The 17,589-nt window shown below is 45.7% G+C and carries 16 protein-coding genes; 7 read left to right on the top strand and 9 right to left on the bottom strand.

Translation table 11 applies throughout. The annotated features are described in order from the left end of the window. The first annotated feature begins 93 nt into the window (after nucleotides 1-93). Nucleotides 94-660 carry a TetR/AcrR family transcriptional regulator gene (locus S2091_RS23120; protein ID WP_243405540.1) on the top strand — a complete coding sequence of 189 codons (567 nt, stop codon included), beginning with the start codon at nucleotides 94-96 and terminating at the stop codon, nucleotides 658-660. A 19-nt stretch (nucleotides 661-679) separates the two neighbouring features. After that, nucleotides 680-1,897, top strand: a complete 1,218-nt coding sequence (locus S2091_RS23115) for a winged helix-turn-helix domain-containing protein (RefSeq protein WP_341477018.1) — start codon at nucleotides 680-682, stop codon at nucleotides 1,895-1,897. Between the two features lie 33 nt (nucleotides 1,898-1,930). Here S2091_RS23115 and S2091_RS23110 read toward each other — a convergent pair whose 3' ends face one another. From S2091_RS23110 to ppsA, 4 genes are all read right to left on the bottom strand, one after another. Then, nucleotides 1,931-2,206: a hypothetical protein gene (locus S2091_RS23110; protein WP_105534342.1), complete on the bottom strand. Its 276-nt coding sequence runs from the start codon at nucleotides 2,204-2,206 to the stop codon at nucleotides 1,931-1,933. A 355-nt stretch (nucleotides 2,207-2,561) separates the two neighbouring features. Next, complete coding sequence (locus S2091_RS23105) at nucleotides 2,562-3,482, bottom strand: SPFH domain-containing protein (RefSeq protein WP_105534341.1); 921 nt, start codon at nucleotides 3,480-3,482, stop codon at nucleotides 2,562-2,564. A 76-nt stretch (nucleotides 3,483-3,558) separates the two neighbouring features. Then, complete coding sequence (locus S2091_RS23100) at nucleotides 3,559-3,996, bottom strand: NfeD family protein (RefSeq protein ID WP_105534340.1); 438 nt, start codon at nucleotides 3,994-3,996, stop codon at nucleotides 3,559-3,561. 144 nt (nucleotides 3,997-4,140) lie between these two features. Further along, entirely contained in the window at nucleotides 4,141-6,570 is a 2,430-nt protein-coding gene (gene ppsA / locus S2091_RS23095; RefSeq protein ID WP_105534339.1) for a phosphoenolpyruvate synthase, read from the bottom strand. A gap of 254 nt (nucleotides 6,571-6,824) precedes the next feature. Between ppsA and ppsR the strand changes: the two genes are divergently transcribed. The 4 genes from ppsR to S2091_RS23075 all read left to right on the top strand — a co-directional run bounded on the left by ppsR (nucleotide 6,825) and on the right by S2091_RS23075 (nucleotide 9,982). Next, entirely contained in the window at nucleotides 6,825-7,676 is an 852-nt protein-coding gene (gene ppsR / locus S2091_RS23090; protein WP_105534338.1) for a posphoenolpyruvate synthetase regulatory kinase/phosphorylase PpsR, read from the top strand. Nucleotides 7,677-7,835: 159 nt separating this feature from the next. Next, complete coding sequence (locus S2091_RS23085; protein ID WP_105534337.1) at nucleotides 7,836-8,240, top strand: DUF2946 family protein; 405 nt, start codon at nucleotides 7,836-7,838, stop codon at nucleotides 8,238-8,240. A gap of 84 nt (nucleotides 8,241-8,324) precedes the next feature. Beyond that, the gene (locus S2091_RS23080; protein ID WP_105534336.1) at nucleotides 8,325-9,386 is read left to right on the top strand and encodes a transporter family protein; all 1,062 of its coding nucleotides are present in this window, start codon (nucleotides 8,325-8,327) and stop codon (nucleotides 9,384-9,386) included. A gap of 35 nt (nucleotides 9,387-9,421) precedes the next feature. Beyond that, nucleotides 9,422-9,982, top strand: a complete 561-nt coding sequence (locus S2091_RS23075; protein ID WP_105534335.1) for a TlpA disulfide reductase family protein — start codon at nucleotides 9,422-9,424, stop codon at nucleotides 9,980-9,982. Here S2091_RS23075 and S2091_RS23070 read toward each other — a convergent pair whose 3' ends face one another. The 4 genes from S2091_RS23070 to aroC all read right to left on the bottom strand — a co-directional run bounded on the left by S2091_RS23070 (nucleotide 9,983) and on the right by aroC (nucleotide 14,995). Continuing rightward, nucleotides 9,983-11,590: a hypothetical protein gene (locus S2091_RS23070; RefSeq protein WP_133166968.1), complete on the bottom strand. Its 1,608-nt coding sequence runs from the start codon at nucleotides 11,588-11,590 to the stop codon at nucleotides 9,983-9,985. Between the two features lie 169 nt (nucleotides 11,591-11,759). Continuing rightward, nucleotides 11,760-12,686 (bottom strand): cation diffusion facilitator family transporter, encoded by a 927-nt coding sequence (locus tag S2091_RS23065; protein WP_105534333.1) that lies wholly within the window; start codon nucleotides 12,684-12,686, stop codon nucleotides 11,760-11,762. Between the two features lie 183 nt (nucleotides 12,687-12,869). Next, complete coding sequence (lipA, locus tag S2091_RS23060; protein WP_243405542.1) at nucleotides 12,870-13,883, bottom strand: lipoyl synthase; 1,014 nt, start codon at nucleotides 13,881-13,883, stop codon at nucleotides 12,870-12,872. An 8-nt stretch (nucleotides 13,884-13,891) separates the two neighbouring features. Beyond that, on the bottom strand, nucleotides 13,892-14,995 hold the full coding sequence (aroC, locus tag S2091_RS23055; RefSeq protein WP_105534332.1) for a chorismate synthase: 1,104 nt from the start codon (nucleotides 14,993-14,995) through the stop codon (nucleotides 13,892-13,894). Nucleotides 14,996-15,183: 188 nt separating this feature from the next. Between aroC and S2091_RS23050 the strand changes: the two genes are divergently transcribed. Further along, nucleotides 15,184-17,409 carry a bifunctional diguanylate cyclase/phosphodiesterase gene (locus tag S2091_RS23050; RefSeq protein WP_243405539.1) on the top strand — a complete coding sequence of 742 codons (2,226 nt, stop codon included), beginning with the start codon at nucleotides 15,184-15,186 and terminating at the stop codon, nucleotides 17,407-17,409. Between the two features lie 87 nt (nucleotides 17,410-17,496). Here S2091_RS23050 and S2091_RS23045 read toward each other — a convergent pair. Then, a partial coding sequence (locus S2091_RS23045; protein ID WP_133166869.1) for an IS3 family transposase occupies nucleotides 17,497-17,589 on the bottom strand: 93 nt, incomplete at its 5' end.

The raw sequence follows: 17,589 nt of genomic DNA, 5'->3' as shown, positions 1-17,589 counted from the left end.
ACTTGTAATTGATATTTACACTCTATGTCGAACAACGCACCGCCATACATCACAACTAAAAACTCTGTTACCACAGAAAAAGGGATAGAACGCATGCATGAAATTTTGCATGCGGCACGTCAGCTTTTTGCCGCAGAAGGTTACGCTGGATTATCCATGCGCCGCCTCGCATTAACATTGAACATGAGCTTGAGCAATGTTCAGCATTACTACAAAAGTAAAGATATATTAGTTGACGCGATGCTGATGTACACCATGAATATTTTCCAAGCCAAGATCGATAACATCGCCCAGACAATGCAACAAGCCAGTCGGATTGATCAATTTAATTCAACCATAGAAATGTTTCTAGACGAATTAAGCGACCCGGTGACACATGGTGTATTTTTTGAAATTTGGGCACTCGCGGAGCGAAATGTCTTTGCTTCTGAGCTGATGGACAAAATGATTGCCCGCGAAAGAAAAACCATTTTCAAACTAATTCAAGGATTGGTTCCCGACATTTCAGACGAACAAGCCAAATTGCGCGCGGTACTCATCGTTGCGCAAGTTGAAGGTTTAATGCTGTTTCGCCTGCACAAAAATGTACCGCAAAAAGAAGTTGCAGAGATACATACAGCTTTGCGAAAATCAGTGCTGAATTTGGCAACGGTGCCTTAAATTACTAACCAATCAAATCATGATGGCAGACAATCCAACACTCAAACTATCCGCTGCACGTAATTTACACCTTGCCGCGCAAGGCTTGCTCACACCGCCCGCAAAAAATGCTACTAAAAAACAGCTGTTAGCCACAATCCGCCAAATGGCAGCACTGCAAATCGACACGATTAATGTCGTTGCGCGCAGCCCTTATTTAGTACTGTGGAGTCGTTTAGGGAGCTATGAAACCGTTTGGCTAAATGAGTTACTGGAAGAAGGTAAGCTGTTTGAGTACTGGTCACACGAAGCCTGTTTTTTACCGATTGAAGATTATTATTTATATCGCCATCAAATGATTGCGCCACACGGTTTGGGCTGGAAATTTAATCAACGCTGGCTCCTGGAAAATAAGAAAGAAGTGGAATTAGTCCGCAAACAAATACATAGCAACGGCGCTTCCCGCTCACTCGACTTTGCCAAGCGTGATGGCAAGGCTGGCGGATGGTGGGAATGGAAGCCGGAAAAACGCTCGCTGGAAGTATTATTTACCATGGGCGAATTAATGGTGGCAAAACGCCATAATTTTCAGCGGGTTTATGATTTGCGCGAACGAGTGCATCCGAAATGGGAAGATCAGCATGACTTAATTCACCCACTTGAATGCCAGCGCCAGCAAGTGTTATTGGCGGTAAAAGCCTTAGGTTGCGCAAAGGCGACCTGGATTACCGATTACTTCCGCATGGCTAAGCTGGACGCCAGCAATCAAGCTGCCGCCTTAGCAGAACAAGGCTTGTTACTTACCGCAAATGTAGCTGGCTGGGATACGCCGGTCTATGTACATCCGGACCATGCCGACTTGCTCGAACAAGCGGCGGAAGGCAACCTGAAAGCCACCGCCACGCAGATTCTTTCCCCGTTTGACCCAGTCGTTTGGGACAGAAAACGCGCTATTGAATTGTTTGATTTTGACTACAAACTTGAATGCTATACGCCTGCTGAAAAACGTCGTTACGGTTATTTTTCTTTGCCGATATTGCGACGCGGTGCCATTATAGGCCGCATGGATGCCAAAGCACATCGGCAGCAAGGCCGCTTTGAAGTTAAAAGCCTGCATATGGAAGCTGAGGTAAAAATCAGTGCCACCCTGGTGCGTGATGTAATCGGCTCCATAACCAAATTTGCGCAATGGCACGGGACGCCTGAGTTAGATTTAAGCAGTCTGAAAACTACGGAGTTTTATCACAACAACTCTTAAAAAGCAGATCAGCAATATTGTGCTCAAATCAGTCTATTTGCTCGGCTCAATAGCTTTAGCTGGGGTATTCATATCAGTTGGTTGAACTCGTAAACCTCGTTGCTCATTAACCGGAGGCGTTGACACTGCATGTGGCTCATGATCCAGCGGCTGAGCCATCTTTGCTGAGTCAATCGCTTGTGATGAAGTCATGTGCTGATCGTGCTTTTTATGAATCTGATCGAGTAACAACTGATCTTGCGCAGCCATAGCAGACGAAAAAGTAGCAATACTAAAAGCGATGAAGAAAATATAAGTAGTGGTTTTCATGATGTAATAAATTTAGTCAGAATCATCGAATAATGAATTTATTCTTTAGTTGCTCGAGCTTGTTCAGTAACTGTTTCTTAAATGGATGTCATAAAAGTGCAATGAGTTTATCAAGGCGGGTATAAAGAATTTGCGAAAAGAAACCATTGGCGTATAAAGATTGTGTAAAAACTGCCAGGAATTCGGTATTTTCTATGGATGAAATTGATAATTTGATGCTTATTTTTTAAAAAAATACGTGCGTACGCTGAAATATTATTTCCAAAAATAAAAAAATGCGCTTATCAGAGCAGATAAGCGCATTTACATGCTTTACAACAGCATAAAACTACAAAATTACATCACACCAAACGCCCTACTTCTGCGTTTTAACCACTTGCATGGCTGTAGCAATCAAGCTACTAATATCACCCATGTTGGCCGGAATAATAATCGAATTATTGGTCTTGGCTAACTGCGCAAAGGCGCTCACATATTGCTCAGCTACTTTCAGATTAACCGCATCAGAACCACCCGGCGATTGAATCGCGGCAGCGGTTTTTCGGATCGCTTCGGCGCTCGCTTCAGCAATCGACAAAATCGCCGCTGCCTGACCTTGAGCGCGATTAATTGAGGCTTGTTTTTCACCTTCGGATTTAGCAATCGACGCTTCGCGCTCACCGGTTGCAATATTAATTTGCTCTTGCTTACGACCTTCGGAGGCAGCGATTAAAGCGCGCTTTTCACGCTCGGCGGTAATTTGCGCTTGCATAGCGTGCAAAATTTCTTTCGGTGGCGTCAAATCTTTAATTTCATAACGCAATACTTTAACGCCCCAATTCGCGGCAGATTCGTCAATCGCGTTAACGATGGCGGTGTTGATATGGTCACGCTCTTCAAATGTTTTATCGAGCTCCATTTTGCCGATCACTGAACGTAAAGTGGTTTGCGCTAACTGCGTAATTGCAGCGATATAGTTAGATGAACCATAAGAAGCGCGCATTGCATCAGTGACTTGAAAATACAAAATTCCATCGACGGACAATTGCGTGTTATCGCGCGTAATACAGACTTGCGGCGGCACATCTAACGGGATTTCTTTAAGAATATGTTTGTAAGCGATACGATCTATAAACGGCAATACAATATTTAAACCGGGGCCTAATGTTGCGTGATATTTACCCAGACGCTCAACCACCCAGGCATGCTGTTGCGGAACCACGTTAATGGTTTTCACCACAAACACCATGGCGATCACGAACATAATAAAAGCGACACTACCAAAATTGAATTCCATATCTATTCCTATCTCTAATTTAAGTTCAAACGTTACTGCTGGGTTACTGCTTATCTACACCTTATTTGCTACATTTTTACTGCATTTCTACGACTAACTGGCTGCCACGAATTTCAACAATTTTAAACATCCCGGATTTTGGTTCAGCATGCCCAAAAAACTCCACATCCCAAAGCGCTCCTCGATACATGGCGCGCGCTGTATGCAGATCTGGCGCAATACTTTGCCATTCATTAATTTGAATTAACTGACCAATATCCAAGTTCACATTAGGGTCACGGCTTGCACTGACTTTGTTGCGCAAGCCAAAGCGACTACGCCGCAATGTTACTGTCGCCAGCACGCCGACAATCGCTGCGATGATGAGTTGAAACTCCTTGCCAACTCCCAAAAAAGCGGCCAAAGCACCGGCAGCCATACCAATTGCGATCATGAGCAGATAAAAAGTACCCGTATAGAGCTCTATCATCACCGCAATTCCCGCAACAACTAACCAGCTCATCCAGTCACTCATGATTTTCCTTTCAAACAAAAAAAGCCCCAAGTGGCACGGCCAATTGGGGCTTAATAAACGAGGTCCGTGAACGCAGAGTCTACGCGATCACAAGAAAAATATATATAGTTTTATAACTATTTTGAAGTAGGAATACTCCTACAACTACTTAGCCAGTAACTGCCAAGTATCAATCACACTATCAGGGTTCAATGAAATCGAGGCTATTCCTTCCTTCATCAACCATTGAGCAAAATCAGGATGATCCGATGGACCTTGACCGCAAATACCGACATATTTACCTTGCTTGCGGCACGCCGCAATCGCCATCGATAATAAAGCCAGTACCGCAGGGTCGCGCTCATCAAAATCAGCTGCCAACAACGGCATACCGGAATCACGATCCAAGCCCAACGTTAATTGCGTTAAATCGTTTGAACCGATTGAAAAGCCGTCAAAGAACTCCAGGAATTGCTCAGCCAAAATCGCATTCGATGGCACTTCGCACATCATAATCAAACGCAAATCGTTTTCACCGCGACGCAAGCCATTTTTAGCCAGCAAATTCACGACCTTTTCCGCTTGTCCCAAAGTACGCACAAACGGCACCATGATTTCAACGTTAGTCAAACCCATGTCGTTACGCACGCGCTTCATTGCAGTGCATTCCATTTCAAACGATTCCGCAAAATCAGCAGCCAAATAACGCGCAGCACCACGGAAACCCAACATCGGATTTTCTTCATCCGGCTCATAACGTGAACCGCCAATGAGCTTTTTGTATTCGTTGGATTTGAAGTCTGATAAACGCACAATCACCGGCTTAGGCCAGAAAGCAGCCGCAATCGTGGCGATACCTTCGGCTAATTTATCAACATAAAATGCTTTTGGTGAGGCATGTCCACGCGCTACCGATTCCACCGCTTTTTTCAGGGATGGGTCAATATTCGGGTATTCCAAAATCGCTTTTGGATGCACGCCGATATTATTATTGATGATGAATTCCAGACGCGCCAAACCAACACCGGCATTCGGGATGCTTTGGAAATCAAACGCCATTTGTGGATTGCCCACGTTCATCATGATCTTGACTGGAATTTCCGGCAGCGCAGTGTTGGCGACTTCGGTAATTTCAGTTTCTAACAAACCGTCGTAAATTTTGCCCTCATCGCCTTCAGCGCAGGAAACGGTCACCAACGTATCGTTTTTAAGGATATCGGTTGCATCACCACAACCAACTACCGCAGGAACACCTAATTCACGGGCAATAATCGCTGCGTGACAAGTACGTCCGCCGCGGTTAGTCACAATCGCTGAAGCGCGTTTCATGACCGGCTCCCAGTTAGGATCGGTCATATCCGCGACTAAAATATCGCCCGGCTGAACCAGCTCCATTTCGGACGGGTCGTGAATAACGCGTACCCGGCCAGCGCCGATTTTTTGACCAATCGCACGACCAGAAACCAGTACATTACCGCTACCTTTGAGCTTGTAACGCTGTTGTGAATCGGTGGCTTTTTGCTGTGATTTAACAGTTTCAGGGCGCGCTTGCAAGATGTATAACAGGCCGTCGCGGCCGTCTTTACCCCATTCGATATCCATCGCACGGCCATAATGCTGCTCAATAATCACAGCGTATTTAGCCAATTCCACCACTTCGGTGTCAGTTAATGAATAACGGTTGCGCTGCTCAATCGACACATCAACAGTACGTACGGAATGACCGGCTTTGGCTTGATCGGTGAATTCCATCTTGATCAGTTTGGAACCGATATTGCGACGAATGACCGGCAATTTACCGGAAGCCAGCATCGGTTTATGCACGTAGAATTCATCTGGATTAACCGCGCCCTGCACGACGGTTTCGCCCAAACCGTAGCTGGACGTAATGAACACCACATCTTTAAAGCCGGATTCGGTATCGATCGTAAACATCACGCCAGCCGCCCCCAAATCAGAGCGCACCATGCGCTGCACACCTGCCGACAACGCCACTTCAGCGTGGGCAAAGCCTTTGTGTACGCGGTAAGAAATAGCGCGGTCGTTATACAAAGAAGCAAATACATGCTTCATTGCTTCCAAAATATTCTCGATACCAACTACGTTCAGGAAGGTTTCTTGCTGACCTGCGAACGAAGCGTCCGGCAGATCTTCTGCTGTTGCGGATGACCGCACAGCAAACGACATTTCACCGACTGAATCGGCAACTAATTTTTGATAAAATTCGTTAATTTCCGCCATTAAGCGCGGCTGAAATGGAGTATCGATAATCCATTGACGAATTTCTGCACCGGCTTTTGCCAACGCGCGGACGTCATTGGTATCCAGTGTTTCGAGTCGGTTGGCAATACGCTCGGCTAATGATTTTCCGTCAGTTTGCGGGAAAGCCAAAAAATCGCGAAATGCTTGTGCCGTGGTGGCAAAACCACCAGGAACGCGCACGCCAGCACCAGCCAATTGGCTGATCATTTCGCCTAACGATGCATTTTTACCGCCGACGACTTCAACATCGTGCATCCGTAAATTTTCGAATGATGCGACGTAAGTTGAAGCACTTAAGGTGCTCCCTGCAATCCCATTATTACTGTTAGTCATAACAACCTCTTTGATGATAAGAAATCGGTCCAGCAGCTTCGCGTCGATTTTTTTATTATTATTGGTCGCGTCAGCCGCTTATAAAATGGTATTCCGCGCTAAATACAGCGCATATTCGGTGCTTTTCTTCTGCAGGACGGACAAATTTTGTATCCTTATGGAAAATAGAATTAAAGCGGGCTCTATTTTACATGCTGCACTGCACTTAAAGTGATATATTCCGAGCTCACAACCACTTTTTTTATGTAAAAACCATGACAGATTTACCTCACGTACCTCTACCACTTGATGGTCATACGGTATTCTTTGTCTCTGACGGAACCGGCATTACAGCGGAAACCTTTGGCCATTCCGTTTTAACCCAATTTGATTTACGTTTCAAACAAATTCGCCTGCCCTTTATCGACAACGCCGAAAAAGCGCATGATGCATGCCAGAAAATCAATGAAGCCTATGCCGAACGCGGCTTGCGCCCGATTGTATTTTCCACTTTAGTAAAAGCCGATCTAGCCGGCATTATTCGTCAGGCACATGGTTTGCACATGGATTTAATCCAGACTTTTGTGGAGCCGCTGGAACAAGAATTAGGTATTAAATCCACTCATACCGTTGGCCGTAGCCACAACACCGCCGATACCCAAGCTTACAAAAATCGCATTGAAGCTATTAACTATTCATTAGCGCACGATGACGGCCAGTCTCATAAAAACCTGGCTATCGCCGACGTGATTTTAGTTGGCGTCTCGCGCTCGGGCAAAACTCCGACCAGCCTGTATTTGGCGATGCAATTCGGCATTAAAGCAGCCAATTACCCGCTAATCCCGGAAGACTTTGAACGAGGTAAACTGCCTTCTGCACTGTATGCCTTTAAAGGTAAAATTTTCGGCTTGACCATTGCGCCGGAACGTCTTTCCGAGATTCGCAACGAGCGCCGCCCGGGCAGTAAATATGCCGCATTAGAAAACTGCCGCTATGAAGTGAATGAAGCGGAAGCGATGATGAAACGCGAAAGCATACGCTGGCTTTCTTCCACTGCTAAATCAATTGAAGAAATTTCTACGACGATATTGCAGGAAATGAAGACGGATCTGGTGACCAATTGGTGATTATTTGATGATCTGCGGATGCTGAGTTTAATTTCAGCATCCGCAGGGAAAGCCATTAAATAGTTAAAAAATAAGGGGATTATCTTAATTTCCTTCCTTTTCCTCTTTTTACTTGATTTAAATCACTTTTTTACGCTGTATTTGATAAAATCACGCTCCATGTTCTGGCACACTTCCCATCATAGCAACGCAAAAAAATACACTAACTGGCTAGCCAGCTTGGTGATCTGCGCCTTGTTATGGCAAGCCTTAGTGCCCAGTATCGCGTTTGCCAGATCTGAATTAAACCCACGCCTGTGGGATGAAATTTGCAGCGCTTATGGCAATCGATCTACAACTGACTTATCCAAAATCGGCCAGTCTGCTCCGACCAATACGACGCACCACGCCGACTGTCCGCTGTGTCTATCCAGCTTCACCGACATTATTCTTGGCACACCACTGGCAACGCCTGAATTTCATTTGCTTACCGTCAGTGAAATCAGTTATATCGCGAGCAGCACAAGTTATTCAATAACACGCTTAGTTGGTCCCGAAGCACGCGGACCACCGTTTTTTAATTAAATCCAATCCTGAATACGCCATGTTTTTGCTAGACCCAGCAGGAACGCGGGCGTACTTTTCAATTAGTTTTAATTAAAAATTTCCATGACCAAATTACTCCTTGCCTCATCTTTTAAATTCATCACATTAGTTAGCTCGATAACCTTAGCTTCCAATGCATTAGCTTGCGCGACTTGCGGCTGCTCCTTGTCACCCGACGGCGCTTTAGGTTATGCCACTAACAGTGGCTGGGGTATTAGCCTGGATGATAGCTTCATCAATCAAAATCAATTACGGTCCGGCACCGGCACGATTTCAGCCGCACAAGTACAAGCTCTCACCGGGCAAGAAGTTGAAAACCAAACGATTAATCGTTACTTAACGCTAGGCTTGAGCTATTCCTCTGGCACGGACTGGAATTTCAAACTATCCCTGCCCTATATAGATCGCAGCCATTCCACTTATGGCACGGATGCCACTTTACCCCTCACTTCCAGCCAACTTAGCAGCGCCAGCGCAACTGGCTTGGGCGACATTAAATTGATCGCCAGTTATCAAGGCTGGTTACCGACTAAAAATTTGGGTGTGCAAGTTGGCATTAAATTACCAAGCGGAAATTATGGCGGTGCAAGTGTCAGTAACACTAACGGCACGGTCGGGCAAGGTTCCGTGGGGCGCAATCCGGTTGGCTTTGGCCCGGCGGGCAATTCAGGATCAACTTATCTGGATACCAGTTTAAATGTGGGAAATGGCAGTACTGATTTAATTCTTGGCAGTTATTATTTCCAACCAGTCAGTCAGAATTTTGACGCTTTTATCAATGGTCAATATCAATTCTCAATGAAACAGGAACTGAATCAAACCGGCGCAGATTATCGCCCCGGCAACCAATCCAACCTGAGCTTCGGCCTGCGTTATGAAGCTGACCCACTCATTGTGCCGCAATTACAAATCAACCTTACCCACAAGAATGCCGATTCAGGTGCTTTGGCTGACCGCAACGATACAGCGGGCAACGTAGCGTATTTAAGTCCTGGTGTTACGATGAGCGTAATGCAAAACACACGCATTTATGCTTTCTTGCAAGTGCCGATATACAGTAATTTGAGTGGCTATCAACTCTTTCCGCGCTATACCGCATCGCTTGGGATGAGCACCCATTTCTAACGACGGTTTAAATTTAAAAGTGATCGTTTTCTACCATGACACACAATAGTGAACCATCCGCCCAGCGCCGCGCCCTGCTTCTGGGTGCGTTAGGGTTGGGCATAACAGCCGCTGGCAGTCTGCTTCCATCGTTGGCGCAAGCCAATAATTTAGTCTTGGGTCAAGCTGCACCACCGTTGATACTGCACACCTTAGACGGGCACAGCATTGCCACTAACGATTTGATCGGGCACCTGCTTATCGTCACTTTTTGGGCCAGTTATTGTGAACCGTGCCGTGAAGAATTGCCATTACTTTCCGCCTATGCTGAGCAGCATGCCAAACAAGGTTTGCGGGTGCTCGGCTTTAGTTTGGATGATCCTGGCAATTTGAATGAGGTAAAAGAGATCGCAAAAACACTGAGTTTTCCGGTCGGCTTACTTGGCTCGCCCTATGCCGGCGGCTATGGCAGGATCTGGCGCATGCCAGTCAGCTTTGTGATTGACCGCGCCGGACGTTTGGTGGATAACGGCTGGGATGATGAGCAACCGGTTTGGACTAAAGAACGCTTGCGGCGAGTAGTGGATCCACTACTCGCCGTTACACATAAAGATTGATTAAGGCGTTTGAATCAAATTCACACTCAAACTTCCTTGTCCATTACCAGATACCCAAGCAAGCTGCCCCACATTCGGCCCGCTGGAGAAACGAATCAGCGGCAGATCAGTAATAAATTCGATGCCGGGAATAGGATTAGATGCTGAGATTAAATTTAAACTGGTATCGACCGTCGCGAAGTGCCACGCTATCGCTTTATTGGTGCGCGTAGTCGAATCCCACAAGCCGTAAGACACCAGTATGTTATTACCAGAAACTTCCAGCTTCGGCATGATGGCCTGGATGTTGCCGGTATTACTGGTAAGCCAGGCAGACGACTTGGTTGTGCCGTTAACGCCGCTGGCAATCACAATCTGCACGTCACGCGCGATCCGGCCCTGCGATGTGGTGTACACAATTGCGAAGTCGCCATTGCTGAGTTTAATAAACTGCCCGGTCTCCGTGTTGGTTACGTTGTCGCCTTCGGTCCCATTAATTGCCAGATAGGATTGGTTGAATACCGTACTGTCACTTGCGCTGTAACCCGTGGCGGTGATTGCCGCAAAACCCAATTGGCGCGAATAAGCATCGCCATGCGCCAACAGATACGCAGTGCCGTTATCCAGCAACAAGCGCTGATTGAAGTTATGCGAATAAAACCAGCCGGTACCGGTATCCGTCGGATGTGAATTGCCGGGGGCAACGATGTTGCCACTAGCTGGGTCAACATATCGGAAATAACCGGCCTGATGGCGCGTGCCGTTGTCGCCCCACGCCATACGATGCGCGACATATAACGCTAGCTTCTGATTCACCACATCAAAACCCAATACGCCCAAACCTGCTTCTCCGGGATTACCTTTACTTTGATCTTTGGTATTGTCCATGTCGCCGAATACCAAGGTATCCCAGGTCTTCATCGTAAAACTGGCCGTGCCTGATTTAGCGATATGCAGTTCATTGCCATTGACGTTATTGGCGTCGCCAGCAATAGCATTTTTAAACGGATGATCGACGTTATAAGCTATATAAAATGCGCCCGCAGTATCTTTGGTGAAGCCCAGCAATTTGTAGGACAACAAACCGGTCGCCATGGTGGAGCCTGTACTTAAATCCGGATTAATATGCGTGATGTTAATTGCACCCAGCGCACTTAAGCCGGTTGTCGAAGGCCCCGAAGTGCCGGAATAATCTAGCCAGGCCACATCCATACTGCCATCTGCATTCACTGCAGGGATAAGCGGATTTTGAAATCCCCAATTTGAGATTGGATTCGGTGGGATAAAACCATCGTCGAAAAAATTGGCCTGCATGCCAAAAACCTTACCTGCGCCTGTGACCGGAATAACGTTGGTCTTTACGCTGTAATTCGCGACGACTGCTTGAATTGGTGCTGGTGGAACTGTAGGCGTTGGTGCCGATGATGATGGGGACGTAGGAGCAGAACTTGAACTGGAAGATGCTGCTGTAGTTGAAGAACCACCTCCACCGCCGCCGCATCCAGTAAACAACATCGTTGATGAAACTAACAGTACTGGCAGTAATGACTGAGCTATCAAGTCATAAATATTAGTCAGCGGTCCCTGTCGCTGAATCAACGGCACTTGTTTTATTGTGTAATTATTCATTCGGTGCATTCTTCAAAAGAAATAGTAAGAGAGTTTTTCGCCTCGAATCTTACTCTCGACATTTCCATTGAGCAATATAAGCGCCGCTTAAATTACACATTGTCACGATTAAATCTACAGTGTGTGATTATCTCTATACGCTAGAACCACATGCTGATCGAATCAATTACTAATCGTTAATCAGTACCCCATTCAGCACCGGATCAACATGCGTCATCACATTTAACACCGGATGTTGCCGCATTACCCGGTCACTAGCGTCCGTTGCAATGCGATGCCCTTCCATTACTGTTAAATTGGCATCCAGTTCCAAATGCACATCAACAATAATTAAGTCCCCCACTTTACGGGTGCGCAGGTCATGCAAGCCTAAAACGCCGGAAGTTTCTTGCAATGTCGTGCGAATTGCATTGGCCTCTTCCGGCGAAACCGCTCGGTCCATTAAATCATGCAGCGCATCCCAGGCAAATTTCCAACCCATTCGCCCCACCATCAATCCAACAACTAAGGCTGCAATCGGATCGAGTAAGGGATAGCCCATTAAATTGCCACAAATACCGAGCGCGACAACTAAAGAAGAAGCAGCATCGGAACGTGCATGCCATGCATTAGCAATTAACATGCTAGAGCGAATGCGTTGCGCAATCGCCAGCATGTAACGAAACAAACCTTCTTTGGCAACCAGTGCACCTAATGCCACCCACAGTGCAATCACGTGTACCTCAGGTATATGTTCCGGGCTTTGAATTTTTAACACCGCCGACCATAACATGCCAACACCGACCGCCAGCAACAACATTCCCAACACTAAGGAAGCCGCATTTTCATAACGTAAATGGCCGTATTGATGATCATCATCAGCCGCTTTTTTACTTTTCTGATTCGCTACCAACACAACAAAATCAGCCATCAAATCGGATAAAGAATGAATACCGTCCGCGATCAACCCTTGCGATCCAGAAAAAATCCCTATCATAATTTGAACGGTGCCGAGCACCATGTTCACCAAAACGCTCACTAAAGTACTGCGTTTAGCAGCGGCATGACGTTCTGGCGTTTCAGGTTGCTCAATAGTGTGGTGATTATGTACAGCCATAGCTTCTTAGGAGTTACGCAAAAGTGTTCCGGCAAGGCGTGCCGACGCAGACAGTTTTAGTACGGCAATGAGAGGTGCAGCAGGGAATTCAACAACACTGTTGTTGCCTGCGGAACGACACTGGCCTGCCAGTGTGCGCCCTGCAAGGGCAACGCCGCTGTGGCAGTTTTGCTCTCCTATTTTTTAGAATGCGCCAATTGCCTGCAAATCAGCGTGGTACGAAGAACGCACCATCGGGCCTGATGCCACTTGATCAAAGCCAATACTCAGCGCGTAAATACGTAACTCTTCAAATTCAGCCGGCGTTACGTAGCGTTGCACCGCTAAATGATGTGGGCTAGGTTGTAAATATTGACCAAGGGTGAGCATGGCAACGCCGTGCGCTCGCATGTCTTGCAAGACCTGTTGCACTTCCGGGATTGTTTCGCCCAGGCCAAGCATCAAGCCAGACTTGGTCGGCACGGTAGGATTTTCTTGTCCAAAACGCTGTAACAACGTAAGCGAGTTTTGATAATCTGCACCGGGACGCGCTTCTTTGTATAAACGTGGCACGGTTTCCAGATTGTGATTAAACACATCCGGCACATCGTTATTCAAAATATTCAACGCGACATCAACACGGCCACGGAAATCCGGCGTAAGCACTTCAATTTTAGTGGCAGGCGTTGCGAGTCGAATCGCACGAATACATTCAGCAAAATGGGTTGCACCGCCATCACGTAAATCATCTCTATCTACCGAAGTAATGACCACATAACGCAAGCCCATCGCGCTGACGGTCTTGGCTAAATTTGCTGGCTCTTCGGTATCTAAAGGATTAGGACGTCCATGACCTACATCACAAAATGGGCAACGGCGTGTGCAAATATCGCCCATGATCATGAACGTGGCAGTACCGCTTTTAAAGCATTCGCCCAAATTCGGACAGCGCGCTTCTTCGCACACGGTATGCAATTTATTTTCGCGCAAAATAGATTTAATACGGGCAACTTCTTCGGTGCCGGTAAATTCAGCACGGATCCAACTTGGCTTACGCAAGTATTGGGAAGGCTCGGTCGGAATTATTTTAATAGGAATCCGCGCCATTTTTTCAGCGCCACGCAATTTAACGCCCGCTACAGTTTTAGCTGGCTTGGGTGCTTCGTTCGTTGCTGCGTTCGTTACTTCGGTCGTTTCCAGATTCATTTCTACAGCCATCATCATTCCTAAATTTTTTCTGCAATATTGGGAGTTGTAACTTGAACATCGCCGCACTGAGCGCGATGTCTTAAAGCATGGTCCATCAACACTAATGCTAGCATTGCTTCTGCAATCGGCGTAGCTCGAATTCCCACGCAGGGATCATGTCGACCAAAGGTTTGCACCACACCTGCCTGACCTTGCTGATCAATAGAATTACGTGCTGTACGGATAGACGAAGTAGGTTTAATAGCGATAGACACTGTAATATCTTGCCCACTTGAAATACCACCGAGAATTCCACCGGAATTATTGCCGATAAAACCTTCCGGCGTTAATTCATCACCATGTTCGGAGCCTTTTTGGGCAATTGATGCAAATCCAGCGCCGATTTCAACACCTTTCACCGCGTTAATACCCATCATCGCGTAGGCAATTTCAGCGTCTAGCTTGTCATAAATAGGCTCGCCCAAACCAACTGGCACATGTTGTGCCACTACATTAATTCGTGCGCCGATTGAATCGCCCTGCTTGCGCAGATCATCCATATAGGCTTCTAGCTTGGCAATAGTGGCGGGGTCATCAGTTGCCGCAAAGAATGGATTTGCATGAACATGCTGCCAATCGTCAAAAGGTATCGCTATTTCACCCAATTGACTCATATAACCGCGAATGATGGTGCCGTATTTTTCACGCAGCCATTTTTTAGCAATCGCGCCAGCACCAACCGCCGGAGCTGTAAGTCGCGCTGAAGAACGGCCACCGCCACGATGGTCACGAATACCGTATTTATGCCAATAGGTGTAATCAGCATGACCAGGGCGGAAAGTATCAACGATATTTCCATAATCTTTACTACGCTGATCTTCATTGCGTATCAGCAATGCAATCGGCGTGCCGGTCGTTTTACCTTCAAATACACCAGATAAAATCTCAACTTTGTCTGATTCTTGCCGTTGAGTTACATGTCGGGACGTGCCGGGTTTGCGTCTATCTAATTCGGGTTGAATATCCGCCTCAGATAAAACCATTCCTGGAGGGCAACCGTCGATAACACAGCCAATTGCTGGCCCATGAGATTCTCCGAAAGTGGTCACGGAAAATAAGCTGCCGAAAGAATTACCAGACATAATAAGAAGTAAGATTTATCAGAACTGCTAATTTTAACAGGATTAACCGGACAACAAAGATTGTTGACTGTCGGAAATCGCTTCAAACACTGTTAAATATTTCACAAATGAAAGATTGTATAGCTAGAATAATGGTGCATTTGGGATATACTAAGTAAAGATAAAATCCTATTTTGAGGCGAAACTGGATGAGCGACATACAACATTCATCACATGATGAGTTAATTTTTTTAGAAGAACTAGAAAAGTCCGACCCTCAAGTAAAACATGAGGGCAATTTAACTTGGCGCATCATGATTATCGATGATGACCCAGATGTTCATTCGGCAACCACATTCGCACTAAGTAGTCTGGCAATTCAAAACCGTTCCCTCAGCTTTCTGCATGCCTACTCCGCAGTACAAGCTAAAGAAATTTTAAAAAATGAAACTGATATAGCCGTTATCTTGCTTGACGTAGTGATGGAGCAAGAAGATGCTGGATTGCAATTAGTTAATTTAATTCGCAATGAGATGAATTTATCAGAAGTACGGATCATCTTACGCACTGGTCAACCTGGCTATGCGCCAGAAATTGACGCGATACGTGATTTCGACATTAACGATTACAAAACCAAATCGGAACTTACCAGAACCAAACTATTTACCACCATCACTTCTGCAATCCGCTCTTACGATCAAATTTGTTCCATCAATACTCTTCGACGCGCATCAGATATCACTACACGTTCCAGTCGAGAACTAATTTCGCAAACCAATTTAAATGAATTTTCTGCGATAGCGATCCGCAGCATTATCGATTATTTTGAAATGCCCAACATCAATTTGCTGCTCTTCAAACAAGAAGAACCGGGCGGCGCGGTGAACATTATTGCCGCAAATGGGCAGTTTTCTCATCTATTAAATACCCCGATTAAAAGCACCGATAATGCAATTATTTTGCACACGATAGAGAATTGTTTAGTACAGCAACAAAATATTCTTGAATCAAATCATGCAGCACTCTATCTCAGCAATACCACGCAAACACGTTATGCCTTGTATGTCGGCGTCAACAAAAACATTACTCCGCAAGATGCCCGTTTTTTAGATGTCTTCTCTAGTAATGTGTCAGTTTGCCTGGACAACGTTTTACTCAATATCCGCCTGCGCAACCACGCATTTACCGATCCGCTGACTAACATGCCGAATCGGCTCAAATTGTTACACATGCTGGATCAAATTTTAGCGCAGAAAAATCGCCCTCAAACCACGTTAGCTTTAATTGATATTGATCATTTCGCTGAAACCAATAATGCACTTGGGCATCAATTTGGCGATTTACTACTGTGCGCAGTTGCGGAACGTTTGCGTCACCATTTTGAGCACTCGTGCAAATTGGCAAGAATTGGTAGCGATACGTTCTCGATTGTTGGTCACAATGACATTGTTCGTCCAGAAATTATCTTATCGCTGTTCTATGCCCCTTTCCTGATTGAAAAACAGGATGTGCAACTTTCTGCCACCATCGGCTTAGTCAAATTAGATGATTACCAAGGCGATACGTCGGATGCTTTAAAAGACACCAACATTGCTTTGAAGCGCGCAAAAAAACAGCAGCGCACCGGCTATGTGTACTTCACCAATAATATGGGTGTAGAAATTCGCGAACGAGTGCGTTTAATGCGTGCCTTAAATAGCGCATTTCAGAAGAATCATTTGTTTGTGGTGTACCAGCCGCAAGTCAATATTGGCACTGGTAAAGCAGTTGGTGCTGAAGCGCTGCTGCGCTGGAAAACTACCGAAGGTAAATTCATCCCGCCTGATCAATTTATACCCATTGCCGAATATTCTGGACTAATTATTGAGTTAGGTGATTGGGTATTGCGTAATGCTTGTTATGAGTTACAGAATCTGATTAAAAAGGGCTACACCGATTTTAAAATGTCGGTCAATGTATCCCAAGCTCAGTTTTTACATCCCGAGTTTTTAAATTCAGTTCGTAGAGCAATTACCGATACAGGCATCCCGCCAGAATTACTCGATTTAGAAATTACCGAATCGATGGCAATGGAAGATCCTATCTTCTTAATGGAAACTCTGCACCAACTCAAAAAAATTGGGGTGAAAATATCCATTGATGACTTCGGCACCGGTTTCTCTTCTTTAAGCTACCTGCAAAAACTTCCTATCGACCAACTTAAAATTGATCGCTCTTTTGTTAGTCAAATTGTAGATGCCAGCAGTAGTGCCAGCATTCCAAAAATGATTATCCAACTCTGCCAAAGCTTAGGGTTAACGGTAATTGCAGAGGGTGTGGAAGAGCTAAAACAAGCAGAGGCATTAATGTCATTTGGCTGCTCATTGGCACAAGGGTATTACTATGCGAAACCACTTGAAACACCAAAACTGCATGAATGGTTGGAACATCGATAGTAATTAAGTCATATTAAAAAACGTCAGCATATAAAAAAACGCCCTAAATAATTTGAACTGACCCCATTTAGTTGGACAGATTAATTGCTAGGCTACCGAGGGCTGATTTCTGTATTGCACAGGACTCAGCCCTTTTAATTTCAGTTTAATGCGGTCGTAATTATAGTAGCGAATATAGTT

It is taken from the genome of Solimicrobium silvestre, from assembly GCF_002976435.1.
GTDB lineage: Bacteria > Pseudomonadota > Gammaproteobacteria > Burkholderiales > Burkholderiaceae_D > Solimicrobium > Solimicrobium silvestre.
This window is presented reverse-complemented; position numbering and strand designations above follow the sequence as displayed.